Origin of the sequence: Streptomyces paradoxus, assembly GCF_014202475.1 — a bacterium.
Lineage (GTDB): Bacteria > Actinomycetota > Actinomycetes > Streptomycetales > Streptomycetaceae > Streptomyces > Streptomyces paradoxus.
Map to the genome: position 1 here is coordinate 1 of NZ_JACHGV010000003.1, position 26,673 is coordinate 26,673.

24 protein-coding genes and 1 rRNA gene are annotated in these 26,673 nt (G+C 71.5%); 18 read left to right on the forward strand and 7 right to left on the reverse strand.

Annotation, left to right across the window (positions count from 1 at the left end; all coding sequences use genetic code 11):
* The 9 genes from rrf to HNR57_RS09645 form a co-directional block, all read left to right on the forward strand.
* Window positions 1-92, forward strand: a 5S ribosomal RNA gene (gene rrf / locus HNR57_RS09605); the annotation flags it as partial.
* A gap of 62 nt (window positions 93-154) precedes the next feature.
* Window positions 155-799, forward strand: coding sequence for an HAD family hydrolase (locus HNR57_RS09610; RefSeq protein WP_184558926.1), 645 nt, complete (start codon window positions 155-157; stop codon window positions 797-799).
* Between the two features lie 89 nt (window positions 800-888).
* Window positions 889-2,106 (forward strand): MFS transporter, encoded by a 1,218-nt coding sequence (locus HNR57_RS09615; RefSeq protein ID WP_184558928.1) that lies wholly within the window; start codon window positions 889-891, stop codon window positions 2,104-2,106.
* Window positions 2,057-3,229 (forward strand): acetoin utilization protein AcuC, encoded by a 1,173-nt coding sequence (locus HNR57_RS09620; RefSeq protein ID WP_184558930.1) that lies wholly within the window; start codon window positions 2,057-2,059, stop codon window positions 3,227-3,229. Before HNR57_RS09615 ends, HNR57_RS09620 begins: the two co-directional genes overlap by 50 nt.
* 84 nt (window positions 3,230-3,313) lie before the next feature.
* Entirely contained in the window at window positions 3,314-4,129 is an 816-nt protein-coding gene (locus HNR57_RS09625; RefSeq protein ID WP_184558932.1) for a phosphatase, read from the forward strand.
* A gap of 129 nt (window positions 4,130-4,258) precedes the next feature.
* Window positions 4,259-4,471 (forward strand): helix-turn-helix domain-containing protein, encoded by a 213-nt coding sequence (locus HNR57_RS09630; protein ID WP_159045100.1) that lies wholly within the window; start codon window positions 4,259-4,261, stop codon window positions 4,469-4,471.
* 154 nt (window positions 4,472-4,625) lie between these two features.
* Window positions 4,626-4,724, forward strand: coding sequence for a 30S ribosomal protein bS22 (locus HNR57_RS09635; RefSeq protein WP_003948845.1), 99 nt, complete (start codon window positions 4,626-4,628; stop codon window positions 4,722-4,724).
* Between the two features lie 201 nt (window positions 4,725-4,925).
* Complete coding sequence (locus tag HNR57_RS09640) at window positions 4,926-5,987, forward strand: NAD-dependent epimerase/dehydratase family protein (RefSeq protein ID WP_184558935.1); 1,062 nt, start codon at window positions 4,926-4,928, stop codon at window positions 5,985-5,987.
* A 14-nt stretch (window positions 5,988-6,001) separates the two neighbouring features.
* The gene (locus HNR57_RS09645; RefSeq protein WP_184558937.1) at window positions 6,002-7,057 is read left to right on the forward strand and encodes a lysophospholipid acyltransferase family protein; all 1,056 of its coding nucleotides are present in this window, start codon (window positions 6,002-6,004) and stop codon (window positions 7,055-7,057) included.
* A gap of 46 nt (window positions 7,058-7,103) precedes the next feature.
* Here the strand turns inward: HNR57_RS09645 and HNR57_RS09650 are convergent, their stop codons facing one another.
* The 3 genes from HNR57_RS09650 to HNR57_RS09660 all read right to left on the reverse strand — a co-directional run bounded on the left by HNR57_RS09650 (window position 7,104) and on the right by HNR57_RS09660 (window position 10,628).
* Complete coding sequence (locus HNR57_RS09650; protein ID WP_184558939.1) at window positions 7,104-8,354, reverse strand: DUF5667 domain-containing protein; 1,251 nt, start codon at window positions 8,352-8,354, stop codon at window positions 7,104-7,106.
* 236 nt (window positions 8,355-8,590) lie between these two features.
* On the reverse strand, window positions 8,591-9,361 hold the full coding sequence (locus HNR57_RS09655) for an ECF subfamily RNA polymerase sigma factor, BldN family (RefSeq protein WP_184558941.1): 771 nt from the start codon (window positions 9,359-9,361) through the stop codon (window positions 8,591-8,593).
* Between the two features lie 349 nt (window positions 9,362-9,710).
* The gene (locus HNR57_RS09660; protein WP_184558943.1) at window positions 9,711-10,628 is read right to left on the reverse strand and encodes an HAD family hydrolase; all 918 of its coding nucleotides are present in this window, start codon (window positions 10,626-10,628) and stop codon (window positions 9,711-9,713) included.
* Window positions 10,629-10,790: 162 nt separating this feature from the next.
* Here HNR57_RS09660 and HNR57_RS09665 point away from each other — a divergent pair, with 162 nt between their 5' ends.
* From HNR57_RS09665 to HNR57_RS09685, 5 genes are all read left to right on the forward strand, one after another.
* Window positions 10,791-11,069, forward strand: coding sequence for a glutaredoxin family protein (locus tag HNR57_RS09665; RefSeq protein ID WP_184558945.1), 279 nt, complete (start codon window positions 10,791-10,793; stop codon window positions 11,067-11,069).
* A 313-nt stretch (window positions 11,070-11,382) separates the two neighbouring features.
* On the forward strand, window positions 11,383-12,147 hold the full coding sequence (locus HNR57_RS09670; RefSeq protein ID WP_184558947.1) for a redox-sensing transcriptional repressor Rex: 765 nt from the start codon (window positions 11,383-11,385) through the stop codon (window positions 12,145-12,147).
* Window positions 12,144-13,919: a glutamyl-tRNA reductase gene (locus HNR57_RS09675; protein ID WP_184558949.1), complete on the forward strand. Its 1,776-nt coding sequence runs from the start codon at window positions 12,144-12,146 to the stop codon at window positions 13,917-13,919. Before HNR57_RS09670 ends, HNR57_RS09675 begins: the two co-directional genes overlap by 4 nt.
* Window positions 13,916-14,911 (forward strand): hydroxymethylbilane synthase, encoded by a 996-nt coding sequence (gene hemC, locus HNR57_RS09680; RefSeq protein ID WP_184558951.1) that lies wholly within the window; start codon window positions 13,916-13,918, stop codon window positions 14,909-14,911. The genes HNR57_RS09675 and hemC overlap by 4 nt, the downstream gene beginning before the upstream one ends.
* Window positions 14,908-16,614 (forward strand): bifunctional uroporphyrinogen-III C-methyltransferase/uroporphyrinogen-III synthase, encoded by a 1,707-nt coding sequence (locus HNR57_RS09685; RefSeq protein ID WP_184558953.1) that lies wholly within the window; start codon window positions 14,908-14,910, stop codon window positions 16,612-16,614. The genes hemC and HNR57_RS09685 overlap by 4 nt, the downstream gene beginning before the upstream one ends.
* A 16-nt stretch (window positions 16,615-16,630) precedes the next feature.
* Here the strand turns inward: HNR57_RS09685 and HNR57_RS09690 are convergent, their stop codons facing one another.
* Window positions 16,631-18,019: an FAD-binding oxidoreductase gene (locus HNR57_RS09690; RefSeq protein ID WP_184558955.1), complete on the reverse strand. Its 1,389-nt coding sequence runs from the start codon at window positions 18,017-18,019 to the stop codon at window positions 16,631-16,633.
* Window positions 18,020-18,276: 257 nt separating this feature from the next.
* Between HNR57_RS09690 and hemB the strand changes: the two genes are divergently transcribed.
* Window positions 18,277-19,275: a porphobilinogen synthase gene (hemB, locus tag HNR57_RS09695; RefSeq protein ID WP_184558957.1), complete on the forward strand. Its 999-nt coding sequence runs from the start codon at window positions 18,277-18,279 to the stop codon at window positions 19,273-19,275.
* 10 nt (window positions 19,276-19,285) lie between these two features.
* Here the strand turns inward: hemB and HNR57_RS09700 are convergent, their stop codons facing one another.
* Window positions 19,286-19,969 carry a DUF4232 domain-containing protein gene (locus HNR57_RS09700; RefSeq protein ID WP_184558959.1) on the reverse strand — a complete coding sequence of 228 codons (684 nt, stop codon included), beginning with the start codon at window positions 19,967-19,969 and terminating at the stop codon, window positions 19,286-19,288.
* 228 nt (window positions 19,970-20,197) lie between these two features.
* Here HNR57_RS09700 and HNR57_RS09705 point away from each other — a divergent pair, with 228 nt between their 5' ends.
* The 3 genes from HNR57_RS09705 to HNR57_RS09715 all read left to right on the forward strand — a co-directional run bounded on the left by HNR57_RS09705 (window position 20,198) and on the right by HNR57_RS09715 (window position 23,972).
* The gene (locus HNR57_RS09705) at window positions 20,198-21,580 is read left to right on the forward strand and encodes a helix-turn-helix domain-containing protein (RefSeq protein WP_184558961.1); all 1,383 of its coding nucleotides are present in this window, start codon (window positions 20,198-20,200) and stop codon (window positions 21,578-21,580) included.
* A 118-nt stretch (window positions 21,581-21,698) separates the two neighbouring features.
* Complete coding sequence (locus tag HNR57_RS09710) at window positions 21,699-22,598, forward strand: SAM-dependent methyltransferase (RefSeq protein ID WP_184558963.1); 900 nt, start codon at window positions 21,699-21,701, stop codon at window positions 22,596-22,598.
* Between the two features lie 141 nt (window positions 22,599-22,739).
* Window positions 22,740-23,972, forward strand: a complete 1,233-nt coding sequence (locus HNR57_RS09715; protein ID WP_184558965.1) for an aminotransferase-like domain-containing protein — start codon at window positions 22,740-22,742, stop codon at window positions 23,970-23,972.
* Here HNR57_RS09715 and HNR57_RS09720 read toward each other — a convergent pair.
* Together HNR57_RS09720 and argS are read right to left on the reverse strand one after the other, a co-directional pair.
* Window positions 23,938-24,723: a DUF4253 domain-containing protein gene (locus tag HNR57_RS09720; protein WP_184558967.1), complete on the reverse strand. Its 786-nt coding sequence runs from the start codon at window positions 24,721-24,723 to the stop codon at window positions 23,938-23,940. The genes HNR57_RS09715 and HNR57_RS09720 overlap by 35 nt on opposite strands.
* A 127-nt stretch (window positions 24,724-24,850) precedes the next feature.
* Window positions 24,851-26,614: an arginine--tRNA ligase gene (argS, locus tag HNR57_RS09725; RefSeq protein ID WP_184558969.1), complete on the reverse strand. Its 1,764-nt coding sequence runs from the start codon at window positions 26,612-26,614 to the stop codon at window positions 24,851-24,853.
* Window positions 26,615-26,673 lie beyond the last annotated feature (59 nt).

Below are 26,673 nucleotides of genomic sequence, written 5' to 3' on the forward strand. Positions count from 1 at the left end.
CGCCCGGTTACATTCCGAACCCGGAAGCTAAGCCTTACAGCGCCGATGGTACTGCAGGGGGGACCCTGTGGGAGAGTAGGACGCCGCCGAACAATTTTTGGGAAAACCCCCGTATCTTCGGATACGGGGGTTTTCTGCGTTTAGGGTCGATGTCATGCGCTATGACCTGGTGATCTTCGACAATGACGGTGTGCTCGTCGACAGCGAGCCCATCTCGAACCGTTTGCTCGCGGCGTACCTCACCGAACTGGGGCATCCCACCTCCTACGAGGAGTCCATTCGGGACTACATGGGATCGGCGATGCACCGGATTCATGAGCTGGTGCTGGAGCGGACGGGGCAGCGGTTGCCCGAAGACTTCGACGACGTCTTCCACGCGCGGGTGTTCGCGGCGTTCGAGCAGGACCTGGTGGCCGTGGCGGGGGCATCCGGAGTCCTGGAGAAGCTGGCCGCGGACGGGGTGCCGTACTGCGTGGCCTCCTCCGGGAGCCATGAGCGGATCCGGGTGGGGCACCGGACGACCGGGCTCGACCGGTGGTTCGACGAGAAGCGGATCTTCAGTTCGCAGGACGTAGGGCGAGGCAAGCCGGCCCCTGATCTCTTCCTGTACGCGGCCGAGCGGATGGGGGTCGCGCCGGAGCGGTGTGTCGTCGTCGAGGACAGTCCGCTGGGAGTACAGGCGGCTGTCGCAGCCGGCATGGACGTGTACGGGTTCACCGCCATGACGCCGGCGGACAAGCTGGCCGGTGCTACCCGGCTCTTCTCCGACATGGGGGAGCTGGCCGACCTGCTGGTGTGAGCCGTTCCCGGGAGACCAGCGGAAGTTGAGGCAAATTCATCTTTGGCTGGATCTACCCACGGGTAGGCCGGGGCCCTACGCTCGCCGCCATGACTCATGTGCTGCGGCGCGGCAGGGCCTCGTTGGCGTTCAGCTTCCTGGTGCAGGGTGTCGCCTTCGCTCTGCTCGTGACGAGGATCCCGGCCATCCAGGACCGGTACGGGGTCTCCGACGCGCTGCTGCCGGCGTTCCTGGCCGCCGTGCCGATCCTCGCCGGGGTCGGGAGCGTGACCACCGAGCGGCTGGTGAAGCGGGTGCGGCCGAGCCGGCTGCTGCGGTGGTCCCAGCCCGTAGTGCTGCTGGCGCTGCTCGGGGTCGGGGCCGGGGAGCGGATGGTGGAACTCGGGGTCGCGCTGGCGGCGTTCGGGCTGGCCGTCGGTGTGCTGGACGCGTCGATGAACATGCTCGGGGTGAGCCTGCAGCGGTCGTACGGGCGCAGCATCATGCTCAGTTTCCACGCGGCCTACAGCCTGGGCGGGATCGTCGGGGCCTCGTTGGCGTGGGTGGGTGCGCACTGGCAGCTGGCGCTGTGGGTGTCGTATCTGCCGGTCGTGCTGGTGCTGTTGCCGGCCGTGCTGGTGGGGAGCCGGTGGTACGTCGACGACCGGGATGCGGGACCCGTGGCCGAGGAGGAGGCCGGGGAGGGGCAGGCGGTCGTCTTCAAGTGGCTGCTGCCGTTGTGCCTGGTGATGACGGTCGCGTACATCGGGGACTCGACGGTCTCCAACTGGAGCGCCAAGTACCTGCAGGACGTGCTCGGCAGCTCCGAGCAGATGGCCACGGTGCCGTACAACGTGTACATGGTCACCACGCTGCTGGGGCGGGCGATCGGGGACCTCGGGGTGCGGCGCTTCGGGGCGGTCGCGGTGGTGCGGGGCGGGGCGCTGGTGGCGGCGGGCGGGTTCGCCGTGGTCGCCGCCGCGCCGGGGGCGTGGGTCGGGATGCTGGGGTTCACGCTGCTGGGGCTGGGACTGTGCGTGCTGGTGCCGCAGACGTTCGCGGCGGCCGGCCGGCTGTTCCCGGGGGCCTCGGACGCGGCCGTCGCACGGCTGAACGTCTTCAACTATGTGGGGTTCTTGATCGGTTCTCCGTTGGTCGGGGCGCTCGGGGATCTGTGGAGCTATCGCGGGGCCATGCTGGTGCCGATGGTGTTGGTGCTGGTGACGCTCGTGTACGCCCGGTCGTTCGCGCCTCAACCGGACCGATACGGTGGCGGTCATGAGCGGCCGCGCACAGCTGATGTGGGACGAGGCAGTAACGGGCTATGACTTCGGTCCGGGGCATCCGATGGACCCCGTCCGGCTCGCCCTGACCCGGAGACTGGTCGACGCCTTCGGGCTGGACCGTGAGGTGGAGGTCGTCGCCGCGAAGGCGGCCGGGGAGTCGACGCTGCGGCTCGTCCACCGGGAGGACTACATCCGGGCGGTGAAGGCCGCTTCGGCTGATCCGGCGGGGGCGGACCAGTCGTACGGACTGGGGACGGTGGACGATCCGGCGTTCGCCGGGATGCACGAGGTGTCGTCGCTGATCGCCGGCCAGTCGGTCGGGGCGGCGGAGGCGGTCTGGCGGGGTGAGGCGCTGCACGCGGTGAACTTCGCGGGCGGGCTGCACCACGCGATGCCGGGCGGTGCCTCCGGGTTCTGCATCTACAACGACGCCTCGCTGGCCATCGCGCGGCTGCTGGAGCTCGGGGCGGAGCGGGTCGTGTACGTCGACGTCGACGTGCACCACGGGGACGGGGTGCAGGCGGCGTTCTGGGAGGACCCGCGGGTGCTGACGATCTCGCTGCACGAGCATCCCCGGACGCTGTTCCCGCAGACCGGGTGGCCGGAGGAGACCGGGGCGGACTCCGCGGAGGGCTCGGCGGTGAACGTGGCGCTGCCGGCCGGGACGGGGGACGCCGGGTGGCTGCGGGCGTTCCACGCGGTGGTGCCGGAGCTGATCGCGGACTTCCGTCCGCAGGTGCTGGTGACGCAGCACGGGGCCGACACGCACTTCGAGGATCCGCTGGCGCACCTGGCGGTGTCGCTGGACGCGCAGCGGGCGGTGCAGGTGGCCTGTCACGACCTGGCGCACGAGTACGCCGACGGGCGGTGGGTCGCCCTGGGCGGGGGCGGCTACGCGGTGGTGGACGTGGTGCCGCGCTCGTGGACGCATCTGGTCGCGATCGCGGCCGGCCGGGCCGTGGAGCCCGAGGCGATGATCCCCGAGGGCTGGCGGCAGGAAGTGTTCGCGAAGACGCGGCAGTTGGCCCCGGCGCGGATGACGGACGGGCGCTGGCCGGTGGACTGGTCCGGCTGGGAGGCGGGGTACGACCCGGCTGACCGGCTCGACCAGGCGGTGCTGGCGGCCCGGCGGGCGGTGTTCCCGCTGCGGGGGCTGCTGGCGTGAGGGGGTGACGCCGGGCGTAGGCCGAGCGTGCGGTGTTCGCGGATTTTCAGGACAGGTGGGGTTCCGGTCACGCACGATCTTCGTGTGCTGACCACCGATGCCCTGCGTGCGCACCTGGTGGGCGCGCGGCTCGCCGGGACCGTGGCGACGTCGCGGGAGGAGAGCCTGCGCCGTTACCGGCTCTTCGCCGCCCGGGACCCCCGGGTGCTGCTCGGCATCGATCCCGAAGGTGCCTGGGGGCAGCGGGAGTTGATCGAGCTGATGGCGGACCGGTGTGGGGTTTCGGCCGATTGCCGGCATGTTTCCGGCCAGGACGTGATCGATCCGGAGCGGACCCTCGTGGCGCTGGACGCCTTCGCGGAGCGCCTCGCCGAGGCCGCCCGGCGGAAGGCCCCCGTGCTCCTCGGCACCGGGCACCCGCACCGGCTGCTCGGTTTCTACGGCGCTCTGGCAGACGCGCTGTCGGCGGCGGGATGTGCCGTTCTCACTCCCGCGCAGGGTCGCCGTGTCGACATAACGACCCGGTTCGGCCTACGTACGTACAACCTCGACTACGTACGAGGAGTCGCGCTGGTGCGGACCCCCGGCACGGAACGCCCCGGTTGTGAGCCCGGCGCACATACGCACTCACCTCTCCCGGTTCGTACCGTACTGGCCGCTTGTGCGGAGGCCGGCGGGCCCCTTCCCGAGCTGGTGATCGGAGACCACGGGTGGGCCTGCGGGGCAGGTCAGCTGGGGTTCGAGGCGATCGGGCCGGCCGATACGGACGACCCGGCGCTGTTCGTGGGGGAGGCCGAGGGGTCCGTGTCCGTCGTCGTTCCACTTGATGACGGCGTGCGGTCCGATTACTACCTGCCGCTTACCCGCTACGTACTCAATCGGGCGTGTCTGTCACAGTAGGCCGCCGATGGGTGCACCTCTTCCCCACTCGCATCACTGGCCCCTACATTGGGGAGTGAGCACGCAGCGACGAAGAGTCACCGGAAGGGGAAGCCGGTGGCCGTCGAGTGCGGAAGGTTCAGGTGTGTCATGGCTGCAGCTGGCGAGAGGCCTCTGAACGAGGTTCAGTTCCTTACCGTGGCGGAAGTCGCCTCGGTGATGCGAGTGTCGAAGATGACCGTGTACCGACTGGTGCACAGCGGTCATCTGCCCGCGATCCGTGTGGGGCGGTCCTTCCGCGTCCCGGAGCAAGCGGTTCACGAGTACCTCCGCGAGAGTTATGTGGGGGTGGAAACCGTCTGACGGCTGGGTCGGGGCGATCCCCACAGGGCACTTCGGATCTCCCCGGCCTCCTCGATTACGACCTCAGCGCTCGGACGGGTAGGCTGGCCCCTCGTAGGTCGTATGGGCCCATGGCGCCCAAACACCGAGTGATGAGAAGTGAGCGAGGGTAGTCGTGGGCTCTGTTATCAAGAAGCGGCGCAAGCGGATGGCGAAGAAGAAGCACCGCAAGCTGCTCAAGCGCACGCGCGTTCAGCGTCGCAACAAGAAGTAAGTTCGCGACGCGGACGCCGCGAGAGCGTTGCTGTGGCCCCCCACCACCGGTGGGGGGCCACACGCATATCCGTTCCGGCGTCCGGCGGTTCCGGTCACTTCGCGCATCGGGCGGTCATCACAGCGCGACAACAACCCGCTAAGTTGGCCCCACGGGGGAACGCGTCGGGGGGCGAGAGGTTCTGGAAGGAAGGCGCTGATCTTGGGCAAGGTCGTGCTCGTGACCGGAGTGGCCCGCCAGCTGGGGGGCCGGTTCGTCCGGCGGATCCAGCGGGACCCCGAGGTGGAACGGGTCGTCGCCGTGGACGCGGTGCCCCCCGAGCACCATCTGGGCGGTGCCGACTTCATCCAGGCCGACATCCGGCAGCCCGGGATCGCGCGGGTGCTCGCCGAGACGGGAGCCGACACGATCGTCCACCTGGACGTGACGGGCACGCCGCTGGGCAGCGGCAACCGGGCCTCCCTGAAGGAGACCAACGTCATCGGCACCATGCAGCTGCTCGGTGCCTGCCAGAAGTCCCCGTCCGTGCAGCGGCTGGTCGTGAAGTCCAGTACGAACGTCTACGGCTCCGCGCCCCGCGATCCGGCCGTGTTCACCGAGACGACCCCGCCCAAGTCCCTGCCCAGCGGCGGCTTCGCCAAGGACACCGTCGAGGTCGAGGGCTACGTCCGCGGCTTCGCGCGCCGCCGGCCCGACGTGGCCGTGTGCGTCCTGCGGTTCGCCAACATCCTGGGCCCGACCGCGGACACCCCGCTCGCCTCGTACTTCGCGCTGCCGGTCCTGCCGACCGTGTTCGGCTACGACCCCAGGCTGCAGTTCGTGCACGAGGACGATGTGATCGAGGTGCTGCGGATCGGCTCGCACGAGCCCCGGCGCGGCACGCTCAACAGCGGCACCTTCAACATCGCCGGCGACGGCGTGCTGCTGCTCTCCCAGTGCTCCCGGCGCCTCGGGCGTCCCACCGTGCCCCTGCTGCTCCCGGCGGTCACCTGGGCGGGCTCGCTGGTGCGTACCCTGGGGATGACGGACTTCTCGCCCGAGCAGATCCGGCTGCTCACGCACGGCCGGGTGGTGGCCACGGGCCAGATGCGCGAGACGCTGGGATTCCAGCCCAAGTACACGACCGCGGAGACGTTCGCGGACTTCGCCCGCAGCCAGGGGCCCGGACTCCTGCCACCGGAGGCCCTCGCGGGGGCCGTCGACCGGATCGCCGACCTGCCCCTCGCGGGCGGCGGACACCTCCCGACGCAGAGCGCCAACTGAGGAGCGCATCAACGATGGCGGACGCCAAGGTCATTCCGTTCGACGACGACCGGTCCCGGGGGAGCGCCGCGCAGCGTCCCCAGCGGCGCCGGAGCGCCGGGAACCGTCGCCCGGGCGCGGAGTCCGTGCCGGTACGTGAGGTGCAGCCCCTGCCCACCAGGGCTGTTCCGCAGGATGATGTTCCTGTGACTTCCGAGGAACAGCCGACGGAGCCTTCCCGGGGCGGCGAGGGCGGGCTGGAACGGCGCATCGCGGGCGGCCTGGCCTTCCTGCGCCGCCGCCTCACCGGGGACTACGAGGTCGACGACTTCGGCTACGACGAGGAGCTCACCGACCAGGTCCTGATGTCCCTGCTGCGCCCGCTGTACGACACGTACTTCCGGGTCGAGGTGAAGGGCGTCGAGAACATCCCGTCCGAGGGCGGGGCCCTGATCGTCGCCAACCATTCCGGCACGCTGCCGATGGACGGCCTGATGATGCAGGTCGCGGTGCACGACAACCATCCGGCGGGCCGGCATCTGCGCCTGCTCGCCGCCGACCTGGTGTTCATGCTCCCGGTGGTCAACGAGCTGGCCCGCAAGCTCGGTCACACCCTGGCGTGCGCCGAGGACGCGTCCCGGCTGCTGGAGCAGGGCGAACTGGTCGGGGTGATGCCGGAGGGCTTCAAGGGCCTCGGCAAGCCCTTCGCGGACCGCTACAAGCTGCAGCGCTTCGGCCGCGGCGGTTTCGTCTCGACGGCTCTGCGCGCGGGGACGCCGATCGTGCCCTGCTCGATCGTCGGGGCGGAGGAGATCTACCCGATGATCGGCAACGCCAAGACGGTCGCCCGGCTGCTCGGGTTCCCGTACTTCCCGATCACGCCGACCTTCCCGTGGCTCGGGCCGCTCGGGGCGATCCCGCTGCCGACCAAGTGGACGATCCAGTTCGGCGAGCCGATCCCCACGGACGGTTATCCGCCGGAGGCGGCCGAGGACCCGATGCTGATGTTCAACCTGACCGACCAGGTCAGGGAGCAGATCCAGCACACGCTGTACAAGCTGTTGGTGCAGCGGCGGTCGGTGTTCTTCTGAGACGCGGGGGCGCCCCCTGTCGAAGGGGCGCCCCCACCGTCGCCGTCTAGTCCGCGTCCTCGCTGTCGATGCCCAGGCCGGGCAGCAGGCCGGGCAGGAGCGGCGGGAGCGTCACGTCCGGCTCGGGGACGGGTGTGTCGCCCTCCGCCGACGGGGAGGTGCTCGCCTCGTTGTCCTTGGGCGGGTCGAGGAGGCCGCCGGTGTTGCCGCCGAGCAGGCCGTCGCTGTCGCCGCCGGAGCCGGCCGAGCGGCTGGGGCTGCCGCCGTTGCCGGTGCCGCCCTCGTCGCTGTGCCTGCTGCCGCCGCCGTCGCTGGGCCGGGCCGAGCGGTCGGTGCCGGAGGAGCCGCTGGGGGCCGCCTCGGTGGCGCCCTGCCGCTTGCCGTCGCCGCCGCTCGTGGCCGGGGGCTCGGGCAGCAGGGAGCGCAGCGGGGCGACATCCTCGTCTATGGCGTCGAACACCGACGACACCTGCTCGCTGACGTCCCCGAGTTGGACGGGCAGTCGCTCACGCAGTTCGCCCCAGGTCTCGCGGTGGGAGCGCGAGAACGCGGACAGGGCCTGCATGGGGCCCAGGGAGTCCGGGTCGCGCTCGTACGCCTCGCTCAGCAGCCGGTGGCCCTCGGACGCGTCGTGCCGCATGCCCGACAGGGCGCGGCGGATCTCGCCGAGGGACTCGTGGTCCAGGGGGCCGCTGCGGCCGCGCTCCATCAGGCGGCGGGCCTCGCTGAGCCGGGTGGAGGCGTGGTCGAGGTAGACCCGGCCGCGTTCGTCCGCCCCGTCGGCGAGGCCGAGCTTGACGTCCTCGATGCCGCGCTTGAGGCCGTAGAGCGAGTCGCCGGGCAGGGCGTCCGAGCTGGCGGCGGAGACTCCGCCGAAGGCGCTCGCGGCCACCCCGACGCTGAGTCCGCCCGCGGTGAGGCCCTTGGCGAGCCGGGAACGCGGCCGGAACTTCTTCAGGGAACCCGCGCGGTGCGCGCCGCGGGCCCGGGATCGCTGCTCGGGGACCGCGCTGTCCGTCGCCCCGCCGCCCGCGGTGCCCTCCTGGAGCATCGCCTCGAAGGCGGCCACCAGCTGGGCCCGCTGGACGACCTTGACCTCCGGGTCGAGCTCCGGCTTGGGCAACGCGCCGAGACCCGAGGCGAGCGCCAGATGGCGGGCCTGTTCACTCGGTTCCGCGACTGCCGGGGCCGGTGCCGATCCTTCGGGCTGCCCGGCCGCCGGGCCCTGCTCGGACTGCTCCTCCAAGGCCTGGGCGAAGGCGTTCGCCCGCCGGTGCGCCGATACGTTCGCGATCACTGGCGGCACCTCCTCTCGTCATGACGGTCGACTCCCCAGGGGGTCCTGAGGGTTGCACGCCCTGACCACGACCACACGATCGAGTGATCGGAGTCGGCCAGGGGGTGACCACAGGGAGCCTGCATCCCGCACAACGAGCGGCGCGGCACTTGGGTTACGGACGCCGGATGATCGGATGCCGAAGTCAACGGACTTTCACGGAACGTGAGTTGATGGTCGCCGAGCGTGCGGGGCGGTCAGCGGGCGTCTTCCGGGAGGAGCCGGGCGAGGGTGCGGACGGCCCGGTACTGGAGGGTCTTGATGGCGCCCTCGTTCTTGCCCATCACCCGGGCGGTCTCGGCGACGGAGAGGCCCTGGAGGAAGCGGAGCGTCACGCACTCCTGCTGCTGGGGGTTGAGCCGCCGCACGGCGTCGAGCAGGGCGGCGTTGGAGAGGGACTCCAGGACGGAGTCCTCGGGGGAGCGCTCGACCTCGTTGGCGTCGAGCATCTCGCCGGTGGTGACCTCCAGCCGGAAGCGGCTGGACTTGAAGTGGTCCGCGACCAGGTTGCGGGCGATGGTGACCAGCCAGGCGCCGAAGTCGCGGCCCTGCCAGGTGAAGGTGCCGATGCGGCGCAGGGCGCGCAGGAAGGTCTCGCTGGTGAGGTCCTCGGCCGTCGCCTTTCCCCCGACCCGGTAGTAGATGTACCGGTAGACGGTGTCGCTGTACTGGTCGTAGAGGCGGCCGAAGGCGTCGGACTCGCCGGCCTGGGCGCGCTCCACGAGGTCCATCATCCGGGCGCTGTCGCTGTCCGCCGCCGGGCGGCGGGCGGTGGCCGCCCCGGACGGGCGGCCTCGTCTGCCGACCGCGGCGCTGCCGTCGGCCAGTGCGTAGCACGGGCCGACGGGCGCGGCGGTGGCGAATGCGGGGACGGCGTACGCGGTGGGGACGAAGCCGCGCAACAGGTCTTGGACCCTTGCGCGCAGCGTAGCCAGGCCCGAGGCGTCAACCCCGACGTGTGGGTACACGGGACTCCCAGAGGCAGAGCTTCCATCACGTGCAGTGCGGGACCTTTCACCCGTCGTAGCGACGGAGGGGTACCGGTTTGCGTCTGAGGAGAATAACGCTTCGTGTAGGCACTGCTACACCGAGTTGCTCAAATCACCGATTACGTCGCTTCCGTAACCGATTGACGCCGGATCAAGTGCGGGAGGGTGAACGGTTGTTGATCGGAAAGCTTCGGATTGCAGCTGAGTCCAGGGCGTGTTGTGGCCGTGTGCAGCCAAGAGGACTGGACACGAGGTTGTGGGGGTACGCCTGTTGGATTTACGGCGATTGTCAGGCCGCAAACATCCGTGTCCCGGTTTGATCAGGTGGTCAGCGGCGGCGGCGGTGCAGGGCGATGGCGGCCGCCGTACCGCCGGCCACCGCGCCGACGCCCGCCGCGGCGGGGATGCCGACCTTGGCCGCCTTGCGGCCCGTGCGGTAGTCGCGCAGGCGCCAGTCCAGCTCGCGGGCGTGCTTGCGCAGCTTGCTGTCCGGGTTGATGGCGTAGGGGTGGCCGACCAGCGAGAGCATCGGGATGTCGTTGTGCGAGTCGCTGTAGGCGGCGCAGCGGCCGAGGTCCAGGCCCTCGGCGGCGGCCAGGGCGCGGACGGCCTCGGCCTTCGCGGGGCCGTGCAGCGGTTCGCCGACGAGCTTGCCGGTGTAGACGCCGTCGACGGACTCGGCGACCGTGCCGAGGGCGCCGGTCAGGCCGAGGCGGCGGGCGATGACCGTGGCGATCTCGACGGGCGCGGCCGTCACCAGCCAGACCTTCTGGCCCGCGTCCAGGTGGGCCTGGGCGAGGGCGCGGGTGCCGGGCCAGATGCGCTCGGCCATGTACTCGTCGTAGATCTCCTCGCCGATCGACTGGAGTTCGGCGACGCGGTGGCCCTGGACGATCGACAGGGCCGAGTCGCGGGCCTCCTGCATGTGTTCGGGGTCCTCGACCCCGGCGAGCCGGAACCACGCCTGCTGCCAGGCGAACTTCGCGAGCTCGCGCGTCTCGAAGAACTTCCGCTTGTACAGGCCCCGCCCGAAGTGGAAGAGGGCGGCGCCCTGCATGACGGTGTTGTCCAGGTCGAAGAAGGCGGCGGCCCGGTCGTCGCCGTGCACCGGGAACTGCGGTTCCTCGGTCGTGCCGGCGGCTTCCTGTGTGGACTTGCGGGCTGCCTCCGCCGAGGCCTCGCCTGCCAAAACGCTCCGCGCCGTGGCGGAGCGCCTACGGGGAGTGAGCCATCCGAGAGCGGCCATGGCGTGAGCATAGCCAGTTAGTTCGGGGGTTCCGGAGTCGGAAGGTTGGAAGCCTGTGAACTCTCGGCAAGCGTGTCGTTAAAGATGCCGCGCGGGGCGGACGCGGCCGGCGCGTCCTCTGGCGCTTTCGCGAGGGTTCCGCTTGCCCCCGGGCGCGCGACAATGGCCGACATGAGTCCCCTCTTCCGTCGCACGCCCCCTCGGGACCGGCTCGTCACCCTGATCCGCAAGCCCGGCTGTCATCTGTGTGATGACGCACAGGTCGTTGTGGAGAAGGTGTGCGGTGATCTCGGAGTCCCCTGGGAGCAGAAGGACATCACCGAGGATCGGGAACTGCACGACCAGTACTGGGAGCAGATCCCCGTCGTGCTGGTGGACGGCAGGCAGCACACGTTCTGGCGCGTGAACGAGGGCCGCCTGCGCAAGGCGCTGACCGACTGATCCCGCCCGGTGAGCGACTGACCGATCAGTCCAAAGTGGCCGCCGGGTCGCTTAGGATCGATGGCGGCTTGGTCTCGGGGGCGGGATTCACTGAGGAGAGTGTGCGGTTTTGCCCCCGAAAGACAAGGAACGGTGGTGCGTATGCGCCGGTTCCCTGCGCGTGCGCCGGGGGCGCGTGACCCCGGTCACGTTGGCCGGGCAAATCGGACACCATCTTTGTGCACGCGTTCACAAAGACATAGCCTGCTTTCGACGGGGCGGTCATGTAGGGACGTATGACCGCCTACAGCCCCGCTCTACCCGCAGGAGCACCGTGGCAACTGGCCGAACTCACCGACCGGCGACCCGCAGCCGAGGGATTCCCGAGGCCACCGTCGCCCGGCTTCCGCTGTACCTCCGCGCTCTGACCGCGTTGTCGGAGCGCTCGGTTCCCACGGTCTCCTCCGAGGAGCTCGCGGCCGCGGCGGGGGTCAACTCCGCGAAGCTGCGCAAGGACTTCTCCTACCTCGGCTCCTACGGGACCAGGGGTGTCGGCTACGACGTCGAGTATCTCGTCTACCAGATCTCCCGCGAACTGGGGCTCACCCAGGACTGGCCGGTTGTGATCGTCGGTATCGGTAACCTCGGCGCGGCCCTCGCCAACTACGGCGGTTTCGCCTCCCGCGGTTTCCGGGTCGCCGCGCTGATCGACGCCGACCCGGCCATGGCCGGCAAGCCCGTCGCCGGGATCCCGGTGCAGCACTCCGACGACCTGGAGAAGATCATCCAGGACAACGGCGTGTCGATCGGTGTCATCGCCACCCCCGCCGGTGCCGCCCAGGCGGTCTGCGAGCGGCTCGTGGCCGCAGGTGTCACCTCCATCCTGAACTTCGCGCCGACCGTGCTGTCCGTCCCCGACGGCGTCGACGTGCGCAAGGTCGACCTCTCCATCGAGCTGCAGATCCTCGCCTTCCACGAGCAGCGCAAGGCCGGGGAGGAGGCCGCCGCCTCCGACGGGGGCGCCCCCACCGCCGCCGCCCGCAGCGACTCCGCCGACCAGGGACCTGACGGGGACATGCCCGCCGTGATGCCGGCATGAGCCTCCTCGTCGTCGGACTCAGCCACCGCAGCGCCCCGGTCAGCGTCCTGGAACGGGCCGCGCTGAACGCGGACGCCCAGGTCAAGCTGCTCCAGGACACGGTCGCCGCCGAACCGGCCACCGAGGCCGCGGTGCTCGCCACCTGCAACCGCATCGAGCTCTACGCCGACGTGGACAAGTTCCACGCCGGTGTCGCCGAGCTGTCCACGCTGCTCGCCCAGCACAGCGGGGTCGGCCTGGAGGAGCTCACTCCCTATCTCTACGTGCACTACGAGGACCGGGCCGTCCACCACCTGTTCTCGGTGGCCTGCGGCCTGGACTCGATGGTCGTCGGCGAGGGGCAGATCCTCGGCCAGATCAAGGACTCCCTGGCCCGGGCGCAGGAGCTGCACTCCGCAGGCCGCCTCCTGAACGACCTGTTCCAGCAGGCCCTCCGGGTCGGCAAGCGCGCCCACTCCGAGACCGGCATCGACCGCGCCGGCCAGTCCCTGGTCACCTTCGGCCTGGAGCAGCTGGCCCGGGGCGGCGACGTGCAGCAGTGGGCCCGGGGCAAGAAGGCCCTGGTCATCGGGGCCGGTTCGATGTCCTCCCTGGCCGCGGCCACGCTCGCGCGGGCCGGGGTCGCCGAGATCGTCGTCGCCAACCGCACCTTCGACCGCGCCGAGCGCCTCGCCCAGATCCTCATGGAGGGCGACGACACGGACGTGGCGGCCCGCGCGGTACCGATGGAGTCGGTGCCGGCCGAGCTGACACGTGCCGACGTCACCGTCTCCTGCACCGGCGCGACCGGTCTGGTCCTGACGGCCGAGTCGGTCGCCGAGGCGATCGAGGGCCGCACGCCCGCGACGTCGGCCGTGCCCGGCGAGGACGGTCCGGGCGAGCCGGGCGGCGAGTCCGGCCCCGCGGCCGGCCAGGCCGCGCAGCGCGGCGGAGCGTCCGGCACCAGCCTCGGCACCGAGGACGGCTGTCCGCTGGAGCTGTCCGCGGTGCAGGGCACCGCCGGATTCTCCGTGCTGGGCGAGGCCGCCGTGGCCGGAATGGCCGCCGCCGATCTGGAGCAGCACGCGGCGTGGGTGGACAACGGCACGGCGGGCGGCGACCGGCGCGCCGCGGGCGGCCCGGCCCGGCCGGGCCCGGCCGGCACGCTCGACCCGGCCGCGGACACCGACGCCATCGCGGCGCTCGCCGCGACCGTCGCCGCCGTCGGCCGGATCCCCGAGCGCCGCAGGCCCGAGCCGGTCGAGGAGCCGCAGCGGCCCGAGCCCGTGCTCTTCCTGCTGGACCTCGCGATGCCGCGCGACATCGACGCGGCCGTGCACCGGCTGGCCGGGGTGCGGCTGGTGGACATCGAATCGCTGGCGGAGGCCTCCGCGGGCGCTCCGATGGCTGCCGATGTGGACCAGGTCCGGCGTATCGTCTCCGACGAGGTCGCGGCCTTCGGGGCAGCACTGCGGGCCGCGCACATCACCCCGACCGTGGTCGCCCTGCGCACCATGGCCGCCGATGTCGTGGCCGGCGAGATCGCCCGGCTGGACGGACGGCTGCCCGGTCTCGACGACAAACACCGAGCGGAGATCACCCAGACCGTGCGGCGCGTGGTCGACAAACTGCTCCACGCGCCGACCGTGCGGGTCAAGCAACTCGCGGCCGAACCCGGCGGCGCCGGGTACGCGGACGCGCTGCGGACCCTGTTCGACCTCGACCCCGAGACGGTGGCCGCCGTCTCCCGGGCCGAGGACAGCACCACCGAGAAAGACCGAGGGCCGGCATGAGTGACAAGGCGCTGAGGCTCGGCACCAGGCGCAGCAGGCTCGCCATGGCCCAGTCCGGGCAGGTGGCGGAAGCCGTGAGCCGCGTGACCGGGCGGCCCGTCGAACTCGTCGAGATCACCACGTACGGCGATGTCTCGCGCGAGGCGCTCGCCCAGATCGGCGGCACCGGCGTGTTCGTCACCGCCCTGCGTGACGCGCTCCTCAAGGGCGAGGTCGACTTCGCGGTGCACTCGCTGAAGGACCTGCCGACCACGCAGCCCGACGAGCTGGTCGTGGCCGCCGTGCCGGTGCGCGAGGACCCGCGGGACGTGATCGTCGCCCGGGACGCGCTGAAGTTCACCGACCTGCCCTCCGGGGCCCGCATCGGTACGGGCTCGCCGCGCCGCATGGCGCAGCTCAACGCGTACGCCCGCAGCCACGGCCTGGACATAGCGACGGTTCCGATCCGCGGCAACGTCGACACCCGCATCGGGTTCGTGCGCAGCGGAGAGCTCGACGCCGTCGTGCTGGCCGCCGCCGGACTGAACCGGATCGGCCGCGGTGACGAAGTGACCGACTTCCTGTCGGTCGACACGGTTTTGCCCGCCCCCGGCCAGGGGGCCCTGGCGATCGAGTGCACCGCGGGCAACGCGGACCTCATCGCCGCGCTCGCCGAACTCGACGACCCGTTCGCGCGGATCGCCGTGACGGCCGAGCGATCACTGCTCGCCGCCCTGGAGGCCGGCTGCAGCGCCCCCGTGGGCGCTTTGGCCGACTTGCCCCCACTCTCGGATCCGCTCGAGCGGGGGGACCCCCAGGCCGACGGGCAGATTGTCAAGGAAATGCGCCTGCGCGGCGTCGTCGGGACCACCGACGGCACGCGCATGGTGCAGCTGTCCACCACCGGTCCCGCGCCCGAGACGCACGACGGGGCAATGGCGCTCGGTCGCGAACTCGCGGCCGAGATGCTCGCCCAGGGCGCGGCCGGTCTGATGGGGGAGCGAGCACAGTGAGCCCCACCGCCCTTTCCGCCGGTCCTGAACACGGGCACGTCACCTTCCTGGGTGCCGGACCCGGAGATCCGGGACTACTGACTCTGCGCGCCGTGGAGGCGCTGGCGAACGCGGACGTCCTCGTCGCCGAGCACGAGGTGCTCGACGTCGTACGTCAGCACGCCAGGCAGGGCGTGTCCGAAGTGCACACGGACCCGGATCCTTCCCAGGATCCTGCTCCGGGCACAGGAGCGCCCCAGCTGACGGTAGTTGACGGCACGTCAACCACCGCGGCCGTCCCCGTGGTGCGGGATGCCGCACATCTTGTCATGGAGGCCGCGCGGGGCGGCAGGCGGGTCGTGCGTGCGGTGTCCGGGGACCCGGGCCTCGACACGTACGCCGCCGAGGAGATGCTGGCGTGCGCCGCCGCCGGGGTGCCCTTCGAGGTCGTCCCCGGCATCGCGAGCGCCGTCGGCGTGCCCGCCTACGCCGGTGTCCCGTTGCGGGACGCGCAGGGCGCGGACGTGCGGTTCGTGGACGCGCGGACGGCGTCGGACCGGTGCTGGACGGAGGTCGGGGCGTCGGACGGCACGGTCGTCGTGTCCACGACGCTGGACTCCGTCGCCGCGGCGGCCGGCGAGCTCGTCTCCGCCGGGCGCAAGCCGGACACCCCGATGACGGTCACCGTCGCCGGTACGACCACCCGGCAGCGCACCTGGTCCGCCACGCTGGGCACGATCGCGCAGACGCTGAAGCAGGCCAAGGTGCTGCCCTCGCCCGACGGCGGCCGGCCGGTGATAGCCGTGGTCGGTGAGCGTTCCGCCGCCGCCCAGCGCGACCAGCTCGCGTGGTTCGAGTCCAAGCCGCTGTTCGGCTGGAAGGTGCTCGTGCCGCGGACGAAGGAGCAGGCGGCGTCGCTCTCCGACCAGCTGCGGTCGTACGGGGCCGTGCCGCACGAGGTGCCGACGATCGCCGTCGAGCCGCCGCGCACGCCCCAGCAGATGGAGCGCGCGGTCAAGGGGCTCGTCACGGGCCGCTACGAGTGGATCGCCTTCACCTCGGTGAACGCGGTCAAGGCCGTGCGGGAGAAGTTCGAGGAGTACGGGCTCGACGCGCGGGCCTTCGCGGGCATCAAGGTCGCGGCCGTGGGCGAGCAGACGGCGAAGGCGCTGATCGCGTTCGGCGTGAAGCCGGACCTGGTGCCGAGCGGTGAGCAGTCGGCCGCCGGTCTGCTGGAGGACTGGCCGCCCTACGACCCGGTCTTCGACCCGATCGACAGAGTGTTCCTGCCGCGTGCCGACATCGCCACCGAGACGCTGGTGGCCGGGCTGATCGAGCTCGGCTGGGAGGTCGACGACGTCACGGCCTACCGGACCGTGCGGGCCTCGCCGCCGCCGGCGGAGACCCGTGAGGCGATCAAGGGCGGTGGCTTCGACGCCGTTCTCTTCACCTCGTCCTCGACCGTGCGGAACCTGGTCGGCATCGCCGGCAAGCCGCACAACGTCACGGTGATCGCCTGTATCGGCCCGGCCACGGCGAAGACCGCCGAGGAGCACGGGCTCCGGGTGGACGTCATGGCTCCGGAGCCGTCCGTCCACAAGCTGGCGGAAGCCCTGGCCGACTTCGGCGCGAAGCGCCGGGTGGCGGCCGTGGAGGCCGGCGACCCGGTGACGCGGCCGAGCGAGCGGCGGCCGGGGGCCCGGCGCAGGCGGTCGACGACGTAAGTAACTCCGGCTACGGCTACGCGGGAGTCACCGCGTGGCCGTAGCGCAGCAGGTTCTCCGGGTCGTAGACGGCCTTGTCGTGGCGCAGGCGTTCGTACACCTCGGGGGTCCAGGCCCGGGCGCGGTCCTGTTCGTCGCCCGGGGTGCCGTGGATGTTGACCATGGTGCGGCCCGTGCCGTACGGGGTCATGGCGGTGTAGAGGCCGCGCGTGGCCCGTTCGACGGCCTCGGCCACGGGTGGGGCGGGCATGATCCCGACCGACTCCATGAAGTAGCGGGCGTCGCGGGCGCAGACGGCGTCCTCGACGGCGGACGGGCGGGACAGCGCGCCGCCCATGTGCCGCAGTGAGGCGACGAGCAGCGGGTGGTCGGCGCCGGCGCCTGGGCCGACCTGCTCCAGGAACGTGTCGATGGCGTCGGGGGGCAGGTCCCGCAGGAGCATGCAGCACTCCCGTGCCGGGAGCGGGTCCTGGGGTTCCATGTGGATGCGGTCCAGGGCCGCGTAGTCCATCTCCTCGACCGTGTCGACGGCCACGGGGGCGGCCGCCCGCAGCGGCGCGATCATGGCTTCGGCTTCGGCGGCCTCGCCCGGCCAGGCGATCGCCACCCGGGCCCAGAAGCCACCGCGCAGGGGTTCCGGGATCTGCGGGATCGGCGGCAGGCGCAGGACCGAGAACATGCTGCACATCTCGTCCGGGACCGTGCGGGTCCAGTCCGTCCAGGTGTGCAGCAGGGTCTCCGCGTGCTCGGCGTGGCAGTGGATGCCGCCGCCGTAGAGCCGGGGCAGGGGCAGCAGTTCGGTGACGAGCGAGGTGACGACGCCTACGTTGCCCTTGCCGCCGCGCAGGGCCCAGAACAGTTCCGGTTCGTGCCGGGGGTCCGACTCGCGCAGGCGCCCGTCCGGGGTGACGACCTGGAAGGAGCGGACCAGGTCGGCGGCGAAGCCGTAGGCCCGGCCGAGGACCGGGAGTCCGCCGCCGAGGGTGTAGCCGACGACGCCCGCGTCGGTGGAGGTTCCGCAGAGCCCTGCCAGGCCGTGGGGGGCGGCCGCGGCCATGACGTGGCTCCACTTCGCGCCCGCGGCGATGGTGGCGGTGCGGGTGGTGGGGTCGACGTGGACGTCCGTCATGCGGGACGTGTTGATCAGCAGGCCGTGCTCGATCGGGAAGTTCGCGCCGTGGCCGGTGGCCTGGACGGCGACGGGGGTGTGGGTGGCGTGTGCCCAGCGCATCGCGGTGACGACGTCGTCGGAGCCGGTGGCGCCTATGACCACGTCCGGGGTGTGGAGGGAGGCCAGGTTGAAGCCGGTTACCTCGTCGGCGTAGGCGCGTTCGCCGGGGCGTAGGACCGGGCCGTGGATCTCTGAGAGGGCGAAGAGATCGGGGATTTGGTGGGGGGCGGTCATCGCGTCCTCCGTGGGGGCGGGTACGGAGGGACGGCGGCGGTGGGTGTGGGCCGGCCGTCGGGGTCCTTGTCCTTGCTGTTTCAGGATGGACCTGGGGGTGTGGGGGCGCATGCGGGGGCTGTGGGTTTCGGGGGTGCTCGAGGTTGTCGCTCGGGCCGGGTGGGTCCGCAGCCCGGCGTAGCGGGGTGCCTCCGCAGCGGGGGCGGGCCGACAAGGCGTCGGTATCGGGGGGTTTGGGGCGGGCGTAGCGTAGGGGCATGACGACGTACGGATCTTTTCCCGGTACTCGGCCGCGGCGGCTGCGGAGCAACCCCGTGATGCGTCGGATGGTCGCCGAGACCCGGCTGCACCCTGCCGATCTCATTCTTCCGGCCTTCGTGCGGGAGGGCATCGGCGAGCCCGTGCCGATCACCGCCATGCCCGGGGTCGTGCAGCACACCCGGGACAGCCTGAAGAAGGCCGCCGCGGAGGCGGTCGCCGCGGGGATCTCCGGGATCATGCTGTTCGGCGTGCCGGAGGAGTCGAAGAAGGACGCGCTCGGGACGCCGGGGACCGACCCGGACGGCATCCTCCAGGTCGCCCTGCGGGACGTGCGGGCCGAGGTGGGTGACGACCTGCTCGTCATGTCCGACCTCTGCCTCGACGAGACCACCGACCACGGGCACTGCGGCGTGCTCGACGAGCAGGGGCGGGTCGACAACGACGCGACCCTGGAGCGGTACGCCGAGATGGCCCAGGTGCAGGCCGACGCCGGAGCCCATGTCGTCGGGCCCAGCGGGATGATGGACGGCCAGATCGGGGTCGTCCGTGACGCCCTCGACCAGATCGGGCGGGAGGACGTCGCCATCCTCGCCTACACCGCCAAGTACGCCTCGGCCTTCTACGGGCCCTTCCGGGAGGCCGTCGGCTCGTCCCTGCGGGGGGACCGGAAGACCTACCAGCAGGATCCGGCGAACGTCCGGGAGTCGCTGCGCGAACTCGCCCTCGACCTGGAGGAGGGCGCCGACATGGTGATGGTCAAGCCGGCCGGGCCCTACCTGGACATCCTCGCCCGGGTCTCGGACGCCGTGGACGTGCCCGTCGCCGCCTATCAGATCTCCGGCGAGTACTCGATGATCGAGGCCGCCGCCGAGAAGGGCTGGATCGACAGGGACCGGGCGATCCTGGAGGCGCTGACCGGCATCCGGCGGGCCGGGGCGCGCAGCATCCTCACCTACTGGGCCACCGAGGTGGCCCAGAAGCTCAAGGACCAGTAGGTCTCAGGCTTCAGTAGGACAGCGCGTCGTCCATGTCGCGCAGCCAGTAGGTGACCTTCAGCGTGCTGTCGTAGTACACGCCCTTGGCCGGCAGGGCGGGGAGCGCCGAGGGGCCGCCGTCGCTGTTCGGCGTGCGGCCCTGGAAGCCGACCGTGAGCTTGCGGCCGGTCGTGCCCCATTCGCCGCTGCCGTCGGCCGCCGACAGTGAGACGCCCGCGTAGCCGGACTCGCCGGGGGCCAGGGTCGTCACCGCCTGCGGCTTGGAGTCCTTGATCGGCTGCGGGACCCACTGCATCTCGTCGAAGCGCAGCACCGGGTAGTAGGTGAGGTCGCACGGCTTCGATCCGGTGTTCTTCACCGTGAGCAGCATGTGGTTGAGGGGGCGGGGGACCGGCTTCGCGGTGACGGTGGTGTTGGAGCCGTTGCAGGAGACGCGGGTCTCCGTGGGGCTCTTCACGGCCTTCTTGGCCTTCGCCGCCTTCGTTGCCTTCGTGTCCTTCGTGGTCCGGGTACCGGTCGTGCCGCCCGCGCCCCCGCCGCTGTTCGCGCCCTCGGCCGGGTCCGTCGCCGTGACTGCCTCCGAGGCCGGCTCGGGCCGCGCGGCGCTCTCGTCCTTGGTGCCCGTGCCGTCCTGGCACGCCGTGAGGGCGAGGGCGGCCAGGAGGGCGACGGGGAGGGCGTGGTACTTGCGCATGACTGCGTTTCCTTTCGGACAAAGGCGGTTGGGAAGCAGGCCCGGGCGGGTCGCGCTGCCGGTGTGCCGGGAGCGGCGTGCTTGGATGACCAGAGCTTGTGCGGTGCTCCGTCCCGGCCGCCAGACCCGGCGGACGACCCGGGACGCTGGAACGCCCGCACACGCTCTGACCAGGGAGAACAGTCATTCCCTGGAACGGGGGAACGGGACACGGGGGATGGAGGATCGGTGTCGGAAGGCACGGCCGCGGCTGATTTCGCCGCGCAGTTGGGGGAGTTGAAGGAGCGCTCGGGGCTGAGCTACGGGGTGCTCGCCAAGAGGCTTCACATGAGTACGTCCACGCTGCACCGGTACTGCAACGGGGATGCCGTGCCGACCGACTACGCGCCGGTGGAGCGGTTCGCCCGGCTCTGCAAGGCGTCACCGGGGGAACTCGTCGAGCTGCACCGGCGGTGGGTGCTGGCGGATGCGGGGCGGGTGCGGAAGGGGAGTGGTGGTACGGGGGGTGAGGGTACGGCGGGGAGCGGTTCTTCGGGGGTGGCCTCTCCGGAATTGACCTCTCCGGAGACGACTTCTCCCGAGGCCGACGTTCTCGCGTCGGACAGCGGCTCTCCGGGTGAAGGCGAGTCGGAGGGGCCCGCGCGGCGGCGACACCGTCGCGCCCTGCTCGCCGGTGTCGCCGCGGCCGTGGTTCTCGGCGGGGTCGGTCTCGCCGTGGCCGTTCCCTCGGGCGGGTCCAAGGACGAGGGGCGGCGCGGCGCGGCGGTCTCCGGCGCTGGTGGCGGGCAGGAGGGGAAGGGAACAGCGGCTTCCGGGTCTCCGCCGGCCGGTTCATCGTCCGCGGGCGGCAAGGACAAGGGTACGGGGCAGGACAAGGACGGGAAGGGCAAGGGGGAGGGACCGGCCTCCGCGGCACCCACCTCGGCCTCCTCCGGCAGCGGCGGCGGCAAAGACACGGGCAACGGCGCCGGCCGCCCCGGGCGTGACACCGCCCCCGCCTCCGCTCCCCTCACCGTGAACACGGAACCGCACGCCTGGGAGGCCCCCTGCTCCCAGCGTTACTTGATCAATCTGCCGCCGGAACGGGTCGGGCCGCCGCCGCCGGAGCAGGACGCGCCCGGCTGGGTGGCGGCGACGGGGGCCGTGCCGTCGGGAGAGCAGTTCCTGAAGCTGACCGTGCAGGGGACGGGCGAGGAGACCGTGGTCGTCAAGGGGCTGACGGTCCGTATGGCCGGGAAGCGGGCGCCACTCGCCTGGAACGACTACGCCATGGGGTACCCGGGCGTCGGCTGCGGCGGTGGCGTGCCGACCCGGTTCTTCACGGTCGCCCTCGACGCCGCGCGCCCCGGTGTCGTGCCCGAGGCGGGGCACGCGAACTTCCCGTTCAAGGTGAGTGAGTCCGATCCGGAGGCGTTCTACATCCGGGCCGACGCCTCCGCGTACGACGTCAGCTGGTACCTGGAGCTGCGCTGGTCCAGCGGCGACCGGTCGGGCACGTTGACCGTGGACGACCACGGCCGGCCTTTCCGTACGAGCGGCAACAACGGGCGCCCGGCGTACGAGTTTCCGCTGGGCGGCGAGAAGTGGGTCGACGAGGGGACGACGGAGTAGCCCCGGGGGGTGCTCCGTGCGGTCGTGCTGCGCGGGCACCGTCAAATCGGTTGAACCGTTAGGTTGTTGACCGTCGTAGTGGTTGTTGATTGAACCACCTACTTTCAGGGAGACGTCGATGTCCGGAGCCCTCAGCCAGGATCCCGCCGAGCTGCAGAGGAGGATCGACAGCAGCAAGGCGCACCCGGCCCGGGTCTACGACGTGTTCCTCGGCGGCAAGGACCACTACCCCGCCGACCGGGACGCGGCCGCCGCCGCGCTGGCCGCCAACCCGCGCGGGTACCTCGACGTACGGCACAACCGCGACTTCCTCCGGCGCGCGGTGACCACGCTCGTGGAGCAGGACGGCATCCGGCAGTTCCTCGACATCGGGACCGGGCTGCCCACCGCCGAGAACGTGCACCAGATCGCGCAGCGCGTCGCGCCGGAGTCGCGGGTCGTGTACGTCGACAACGACCCGGTGGTGCTCGCGCACGCGCGCGCCCTGCTCACCACCGGTCCCGAGGGGCGCACGGACTACATCGACGCCGATCTGCGGGACCCGGCCCGCATCCTCGAACAGGCCGCCAAGACCCTGGACTTCGAGCGGCCGGTCGCGCTCTGCCTGGTCGCGATCCTGCACTTCGTCGCGGACGAGGAGGCGTACCCGCTGGTGAGCGGGCTGCTCGACGAGCTGCCCGGTGGCAGCCGGCTGGTGCTGAGTCATCTCACCGAGGACCTCAACCCCGAGAACATCCGCGCGGTCCAGCGGACGTACACCGAGCGCGGGTTCACCTTCGTGCTGCGTTCCCGGGCCGACGTCGAGCGGTTCTTCTCGGAGAACCGGCTGGAGATCACCGAGCCGGGGGTCGTCCCCGCGCACCGCTGGCGGCCCGACCATGCCGCCCCCGTCCCCGAGCAGCCGGACGCGTCCTTCCTCGCCGGACTGGAGGAGATCGAGAAGGTGCGGTACCACGACATCAACGACGTCACGGACGCGGACATCAACGTGTACGCGGCGATCGGCGCGAAGGGCTGAGACCAGGGGCTGAGCCTGGTCCCTTCCCGGACGGCCTCCGTGCGGTCCGGGCGTCCGGATCCCGGAAAGCTGCTTGTAGACGGCACGTATCTCTCTAGGCTGCGGGCAACAAGGCGTCACCGCAGCCGAAGGAGCCGTGTCATGACCGTCGCCGAGCCCCCTCCCACCCGCTCCTCCGTGCCTCCGCTCGCCGCACGGGCCCGGGCCGTCGGCGGCTCGCCCGTACGGGACATCCTCGCCGTCACCGCCCGCCCCGAGGTGATCAACTTCGCGGGCGGGCTCCCGGCACCGGAGCTGTTCGACACCAAGGGCATCGCCGCCGCGTACGAGGCGGTGCTCGCCGAGGCACCCGCACGGGCGCTGCAGTACTCCACGACCGAGGGCGAACCCGCCCTGCGGGACGCGCTCGCCGCCCGCACCACCGCACGCGGCCTGCCGACCGGGCCCGACGACCTGCTCGTCACCACCGGCAGTCAGCAGGCCCTCTCCCTCCTGGCCACCGCTCTCGTCGAACCCGTGGACACCGTCCTCGTCGAGAACCCCTGCTATCTCGCGGCACTTCAGGCCTTCGGCTTCGCCGGGGCGCGGGTCCTGGCCGTGCCCGGGGACGAGCACGGCCTCGACCCCGGGGCACTGGAGGAACTCGTCGTGCGTGAGCGGCCCAAGCTGCTCTACACCGTGCCCACCTTCCAGAACCCCACCGGCCGGACCCTGCCCGCCGGGCGGCGCGCCGCAGTGGCCGCCGTCGCCGCCCGGCACGGACTGTGGATCGTCGAGGACGACCCCTACGGTGAGCTGCGCTACGACGGTGAACGCCTGCCGTGGATCGCCGCCCACCCGGGCGCCGAGGACCGGACGGTGCTGCTCGGCAGCTTCTCCAAGGTCATGGCACCCGGGCTGCGCCTGGGCTGGCTGCGGGCACCCGGCGAGCTGCGGCGCGCCTGTGCCGTCGCCAAGCAGGCCGCCGACCTGCACACCCCGACCGTCAACCAGTTCGCCGCGGCCCGCTACCTCGCCGACAACGACCTGGACGCCCATGTCGCCCGTGTCGCCGGCGTGTACCGCGAACGCCGCGACGCGATGCTCTCCGGGCTCGCCGCGGCGCTGCCCGCGGGGTCGGTCTGGAACCGGCCCGAGGGCGGCATGTTCCTCTGGGCACGCCTGCCGGAGCCGTACGACACCACGGCCCTGCTGCCGCGGGTGGTCCGGCAGAACGTGGCCTACGTCCCCGGCGCGCCCTTCTACGCGGGCACGCCCGACCGGACGACGCTGAGGCTCTGCTTCGTGACGCAGACGCCGGCGGAGATCGAGGAGGGCCTGCGCAGGCTGGGGGAGGGGCTCAGTCCCACCAGAAGTGCCACACCGGCTGATTGAGGACCTGGTGCTCGGCGTAGGCGCGCAGGGTCGGGTCCGTGCCCTGGTGGATGTTGTCCGGGCAGAACGCGAAGTGCTCGGCGGCCACGGCTTCCGCCGCGGCCGGGGTGGCGGGCGGCGTGGCCACGGACAGCAGCAGGTGGTCGAAGCCGAGGGCGACGAGGCGTATGCCGAAGCGGTCCTCCCAGGAGCGGAGCACCGCGCTGAGGCGGGCGATGTCGCCCTCGTGGTTCGCCGGGCCCGTCCAGCCGATCGCCGTCGGGATGTCCGCGCTGCGGCGGGCCGGGACGAGGGCGAGGCGGGGCTCCTTGAGGGGGCCGCCGTCGACCAGCAGGGTGTCCGCGATGTCACCGGCCACGGTGTCCGGGTCCCGGTCCTGCCCGGGAGGCTCGGCCGGGCCGGGCCAGGGGGCGCCCTGCGCGGCATGCTCCTCCCAGTACTCCGCCAGGACCTCCCCGGCGTCGTGGTCCCCGGGGTAGGACACCTCGCCGGGCATCAACTGCCAGTGGTCCGGGCCGCCGTGGCCGTCGCCCGTCTCCAGGACGACCGGCAGGAGCCCCGCACGGCGGGCCGGCTCCAGTGCCGCCCAGCCGCCCGGGAGGGCCCGGCCGTCCGCGCACCACAGCAGCGGCTCGTGCCAGAGGCCCTCGTCGGTGGTGTCGACGAGCGCGCCGGCCGGGAGCCGGAGACCGAGGGAGCGGCCGCTCGGGTCTGACGCCAGCTGCGGCAGGGGATTGGGAAGAGTCGCCATGGTGGTGACTGTAGAGCCGGCCACTGACAATCAGCCCGGCCCGGCTGCCCGCCCCGACGGACTCACCGAGGCGCGGCACTCCACGGGGGAGTACCGCGCCTCGCGGCCTGCCTCAAGGGGCCGGGTATCAGAGCCGCTCGGGCGTCCGGATGCCCAGCAGGGCCATGCCCTGGTGCAGCGTGCGGGCCGTGACGTCGCACAGGAACAGGCGGTTCTCGATCTGCTCCCGCGTCTCGGCCTTCAGGACCGGACACTTGTCGTAGAACGTCGTGTACAGCGAAGCCAGCTGGTACAGGTACGCCGCCAGCTTGTGCGGGGCGTACTCCGTCGCCGCCTCCGCGACCGTCGCCGCGAACGCGTCCGCGTGCAGGCCCAGCGCGCGCTCCGCCTCGTGCAGTTCCAGCTCGGGGTGCGCGACGGGGCGGGAGGCGCCGGCCTTGCGCAGGATCGACTGGATACGGGCGTAGGCGTACTGGAGGTAGACGGACGTGTCGCCGTTGAGCGAGACCATCTGGTCCAGGTCGAACTTGTAGTCGCGGTTCGCCGACGTCGACAGGTCGGCGTACTTCACCGCGCCGACGCCCACCTGGGTGCCGCGCTCGGCGATCTCCTCCTCGGAGAGGTCCTGGGCCTTCTCCCGGACGACCGCCGAGGCGCGGTCGATCGCCTCGTCGAGGAGGTCGACCAGGCGGACCGTCTCGCCCTCACGGGTCTTGAACGGCTTGCCGTCCTTGCCGAGGACCGTGCCGAAGGCCAGCTGGTAGGCCTTCACGCCATCGCCCAGCCAGCCCGCCTTCCGGGCCGTCTCGAAGACCATCTTGAAGTGGAGCGACTGGCGGGCGTCCACCACGTAGATGATGTTGTTCGCCTTGAGGTTGAAGACACGGTCGCGGATCGCGGAGAGGTCCGTCGCCGCGTAGCCGTAGCCGCCGTCCGACTTCTGCACGATCAGCGGGACCGGGTTGCCGTCCGGGCCCTTGATGTCGTCGAAGAAGACACAGAGGGCGCCCTCGGAGCGGACCGCGACGCCCGACTCCTCCAGGAGGCGGCAGGTCTCGGCGAGCATGTCGTTGTAACCCGACTCGCCGACGATGTCCTCGTCGCGGATCTCCATGTCCAGCTTCTCGAAGACGGAGAAGAAGTAGATCTTCGACTCGTCGACGAACTTCTGCCACATGGCTAGGGTCTGCGGGTCGCCCGCCTGGAGGTCCACCACCCGGCGCCGGGCGCGGGTCTTGAACTCCTCGTCGGCGTCGAAGAGCTTGCGGGCGGCCTTGTAGAGGCGGTCGAGGTTCGACATGGCCTCCTCGCCGGAGACCTCGTCGGCCTTGTGGTCCAGCTCGTGCGGGTGCTCCTCCAGATACTGGATGAGCATGCCGAACTGGGTGCCCCAGTCGCCGATGTGGTGACGCCGCACCACGTTCTCGCCGGTGAACTCCAGCAGCCGCATGACCGAGTCGCCGATCACCGCGGAGCGCAGGTGACCGACGTGCATCTCCTTCGCCACGTTCGGCTGGGCGTAGTCGATGACCGTGGTGCCCGGCTGCCGCGCCTGCGGCACGCCGAGGCGGCCGGTGTCGTCGGCGTAGCGCGCGGCGAGCGTCTCGGTGATCGCGCGGTCGGTGATCGTGATGTTCAGGAAGCCGGGGCCGGAGACCTCGACGTCCTTGATCAGTTCACCCGACTCGACCCGGGACACGACCTGCGTCGCCAGCTCCCGCGGGTTCGCCTTCTCCTTCTTGGCGAGGGCCAGGATCCCGTTGGCCTGGAAGTCGGCCCGGTCGCTTCGTCGCAGCAGCGGGTCCGCGGAGCCGGCCTGCGGCAGAGCCGCCGACAGGGCCGCCGTGAGGCGCTGGTGGACGGAGTCGCTGAGGGACGTGACCGAGGCCATAGGTAAGGGTGCCGTTCTCCTCGAGGGGATCGATAGACACGGCCAGTATCCCATGCGGG

What these genes read in the sequence shown, in the direction of transcription:
- HNR57_RS09610 (WP_184558926.1), top strand. Translation starts at nt 155, where the DNA reads ATGCGCTATGACCTGGTGATCTTCGACAATGACGGTGTGCTCGTCGAC.
- HNR57_RS09615 (WP_184558928.1), top strand. Translation starts at nt 889, where the DNA reads ATGACTCATGTGCTGCGGCGCGGCAGGGCCTCGTTGGCGTTCAGCTTC.
- HNR57_RS09620 (WP_184558930.1), top strand. Translation starts at nt 2,057, where the DNA reads ATGAGCGGCCGCGCACAGCTGATGTGGGACGAGGCAGTAACGGGCTAT.
- HNR57_RS09630 (WP_159045100.1), top strand. Translation starts at nt 4,259, where the DNA reads ATGGCTGCAGCTGGCGAGAGGCCTCTGAACGAGGTTCAGTTCCTTACC.
- HNR57_RS09645 (WP_184558937.1), top strand. Translation starts at nt 6,002, where the DNA reads ATGGCGGACGCCAAGGTCATTCCGTTCGACGACGACCGGTCCCGGGGG.
- HNR57_RS09660 (WP_184558943.1), bottom strand. Translation starts at nt 10,628, where the DNA reads ATGGCCGCTCTCGGATGGCTCACTCCCCGTAGGCGCTCCGCCACGGCG.
- HNR57_RS09665 (WP_184558945.1), top strand. Translation starts at nt 10,791, where the DNA reads ATGGCCGACATGAGTCCCCTCTTCCGTCGCACGCCCCCTCGGGACCGG.
- HNR57_RS09675 (WP_184558949.1), top strand. Translation starts at nt 12,144, where the DNA reads ATGAGCCTCCTCGTCGTCGGACTCAGCCACCGCAGCGCCCCGGTCAGC.
- hemC (WP_184558951.1), top strand. Translation starts at nt 13,916, where the DNA reads ATGAGTGACAAGGCGCTGAGGCTCGGCACCAGGCGCAGCAGGCTCGCC.
- HNR57_RS09690 (WP_184558955.1), bottom strand. Translation starts at nt 18,019, where the DNA reads ATGACCGCCCCCCACCAAATCCCCGATCTCTTCGCCCTCTCAGAGATC.
- hemB (WP_184558957.1), top strand. Translation starts at nt 18,277, where the DNA reads ATGACGACGTACGGATCTTTTCCCGGTACTCGGCCGCGGCGGCTGCGG.
- HNR57_RS09700 (WP_184558959.1), bottom strand. Translation starts at nt 19,969, where the DNA reads ATGCGCAAGTACCACGCCCTCCCCGTCGCCCTCCTGGCCGCCCTCGCC.
- HNR57_RS09710 (WP_184558963.1), top strand. Translation starts at nt 21,699, where the DNA reads ATGTCCGGAGCCCTCAGCCAGGATCCCGCCGAGCTGCAGAGGAGGATC.
- HNR57_RS09715 (WP_184558965.1), top strand. Translation starts at nt 22,740, where the DNA reads ATGACCGTCGCCGAGCCCCCTCCCACCCGCTCCTCCGTGCCTCCGCTC.
- HNR57_RS09720 (WP_184558967.1), bottom strand. Translation starts at nt 24,723, where the DNA reads ATGGCGACTCTTCCCAATCCCCTGCCGCAGCTGGCGTCAGACCCGAGC.
- argS (WP_184558969.1), bottom strand. Translation starts at nt 26,614, where the DNA reads ATGGCCTCGGTCACGTCCCTCAGCGACTCCGTCCACCAGCGCCTCACG.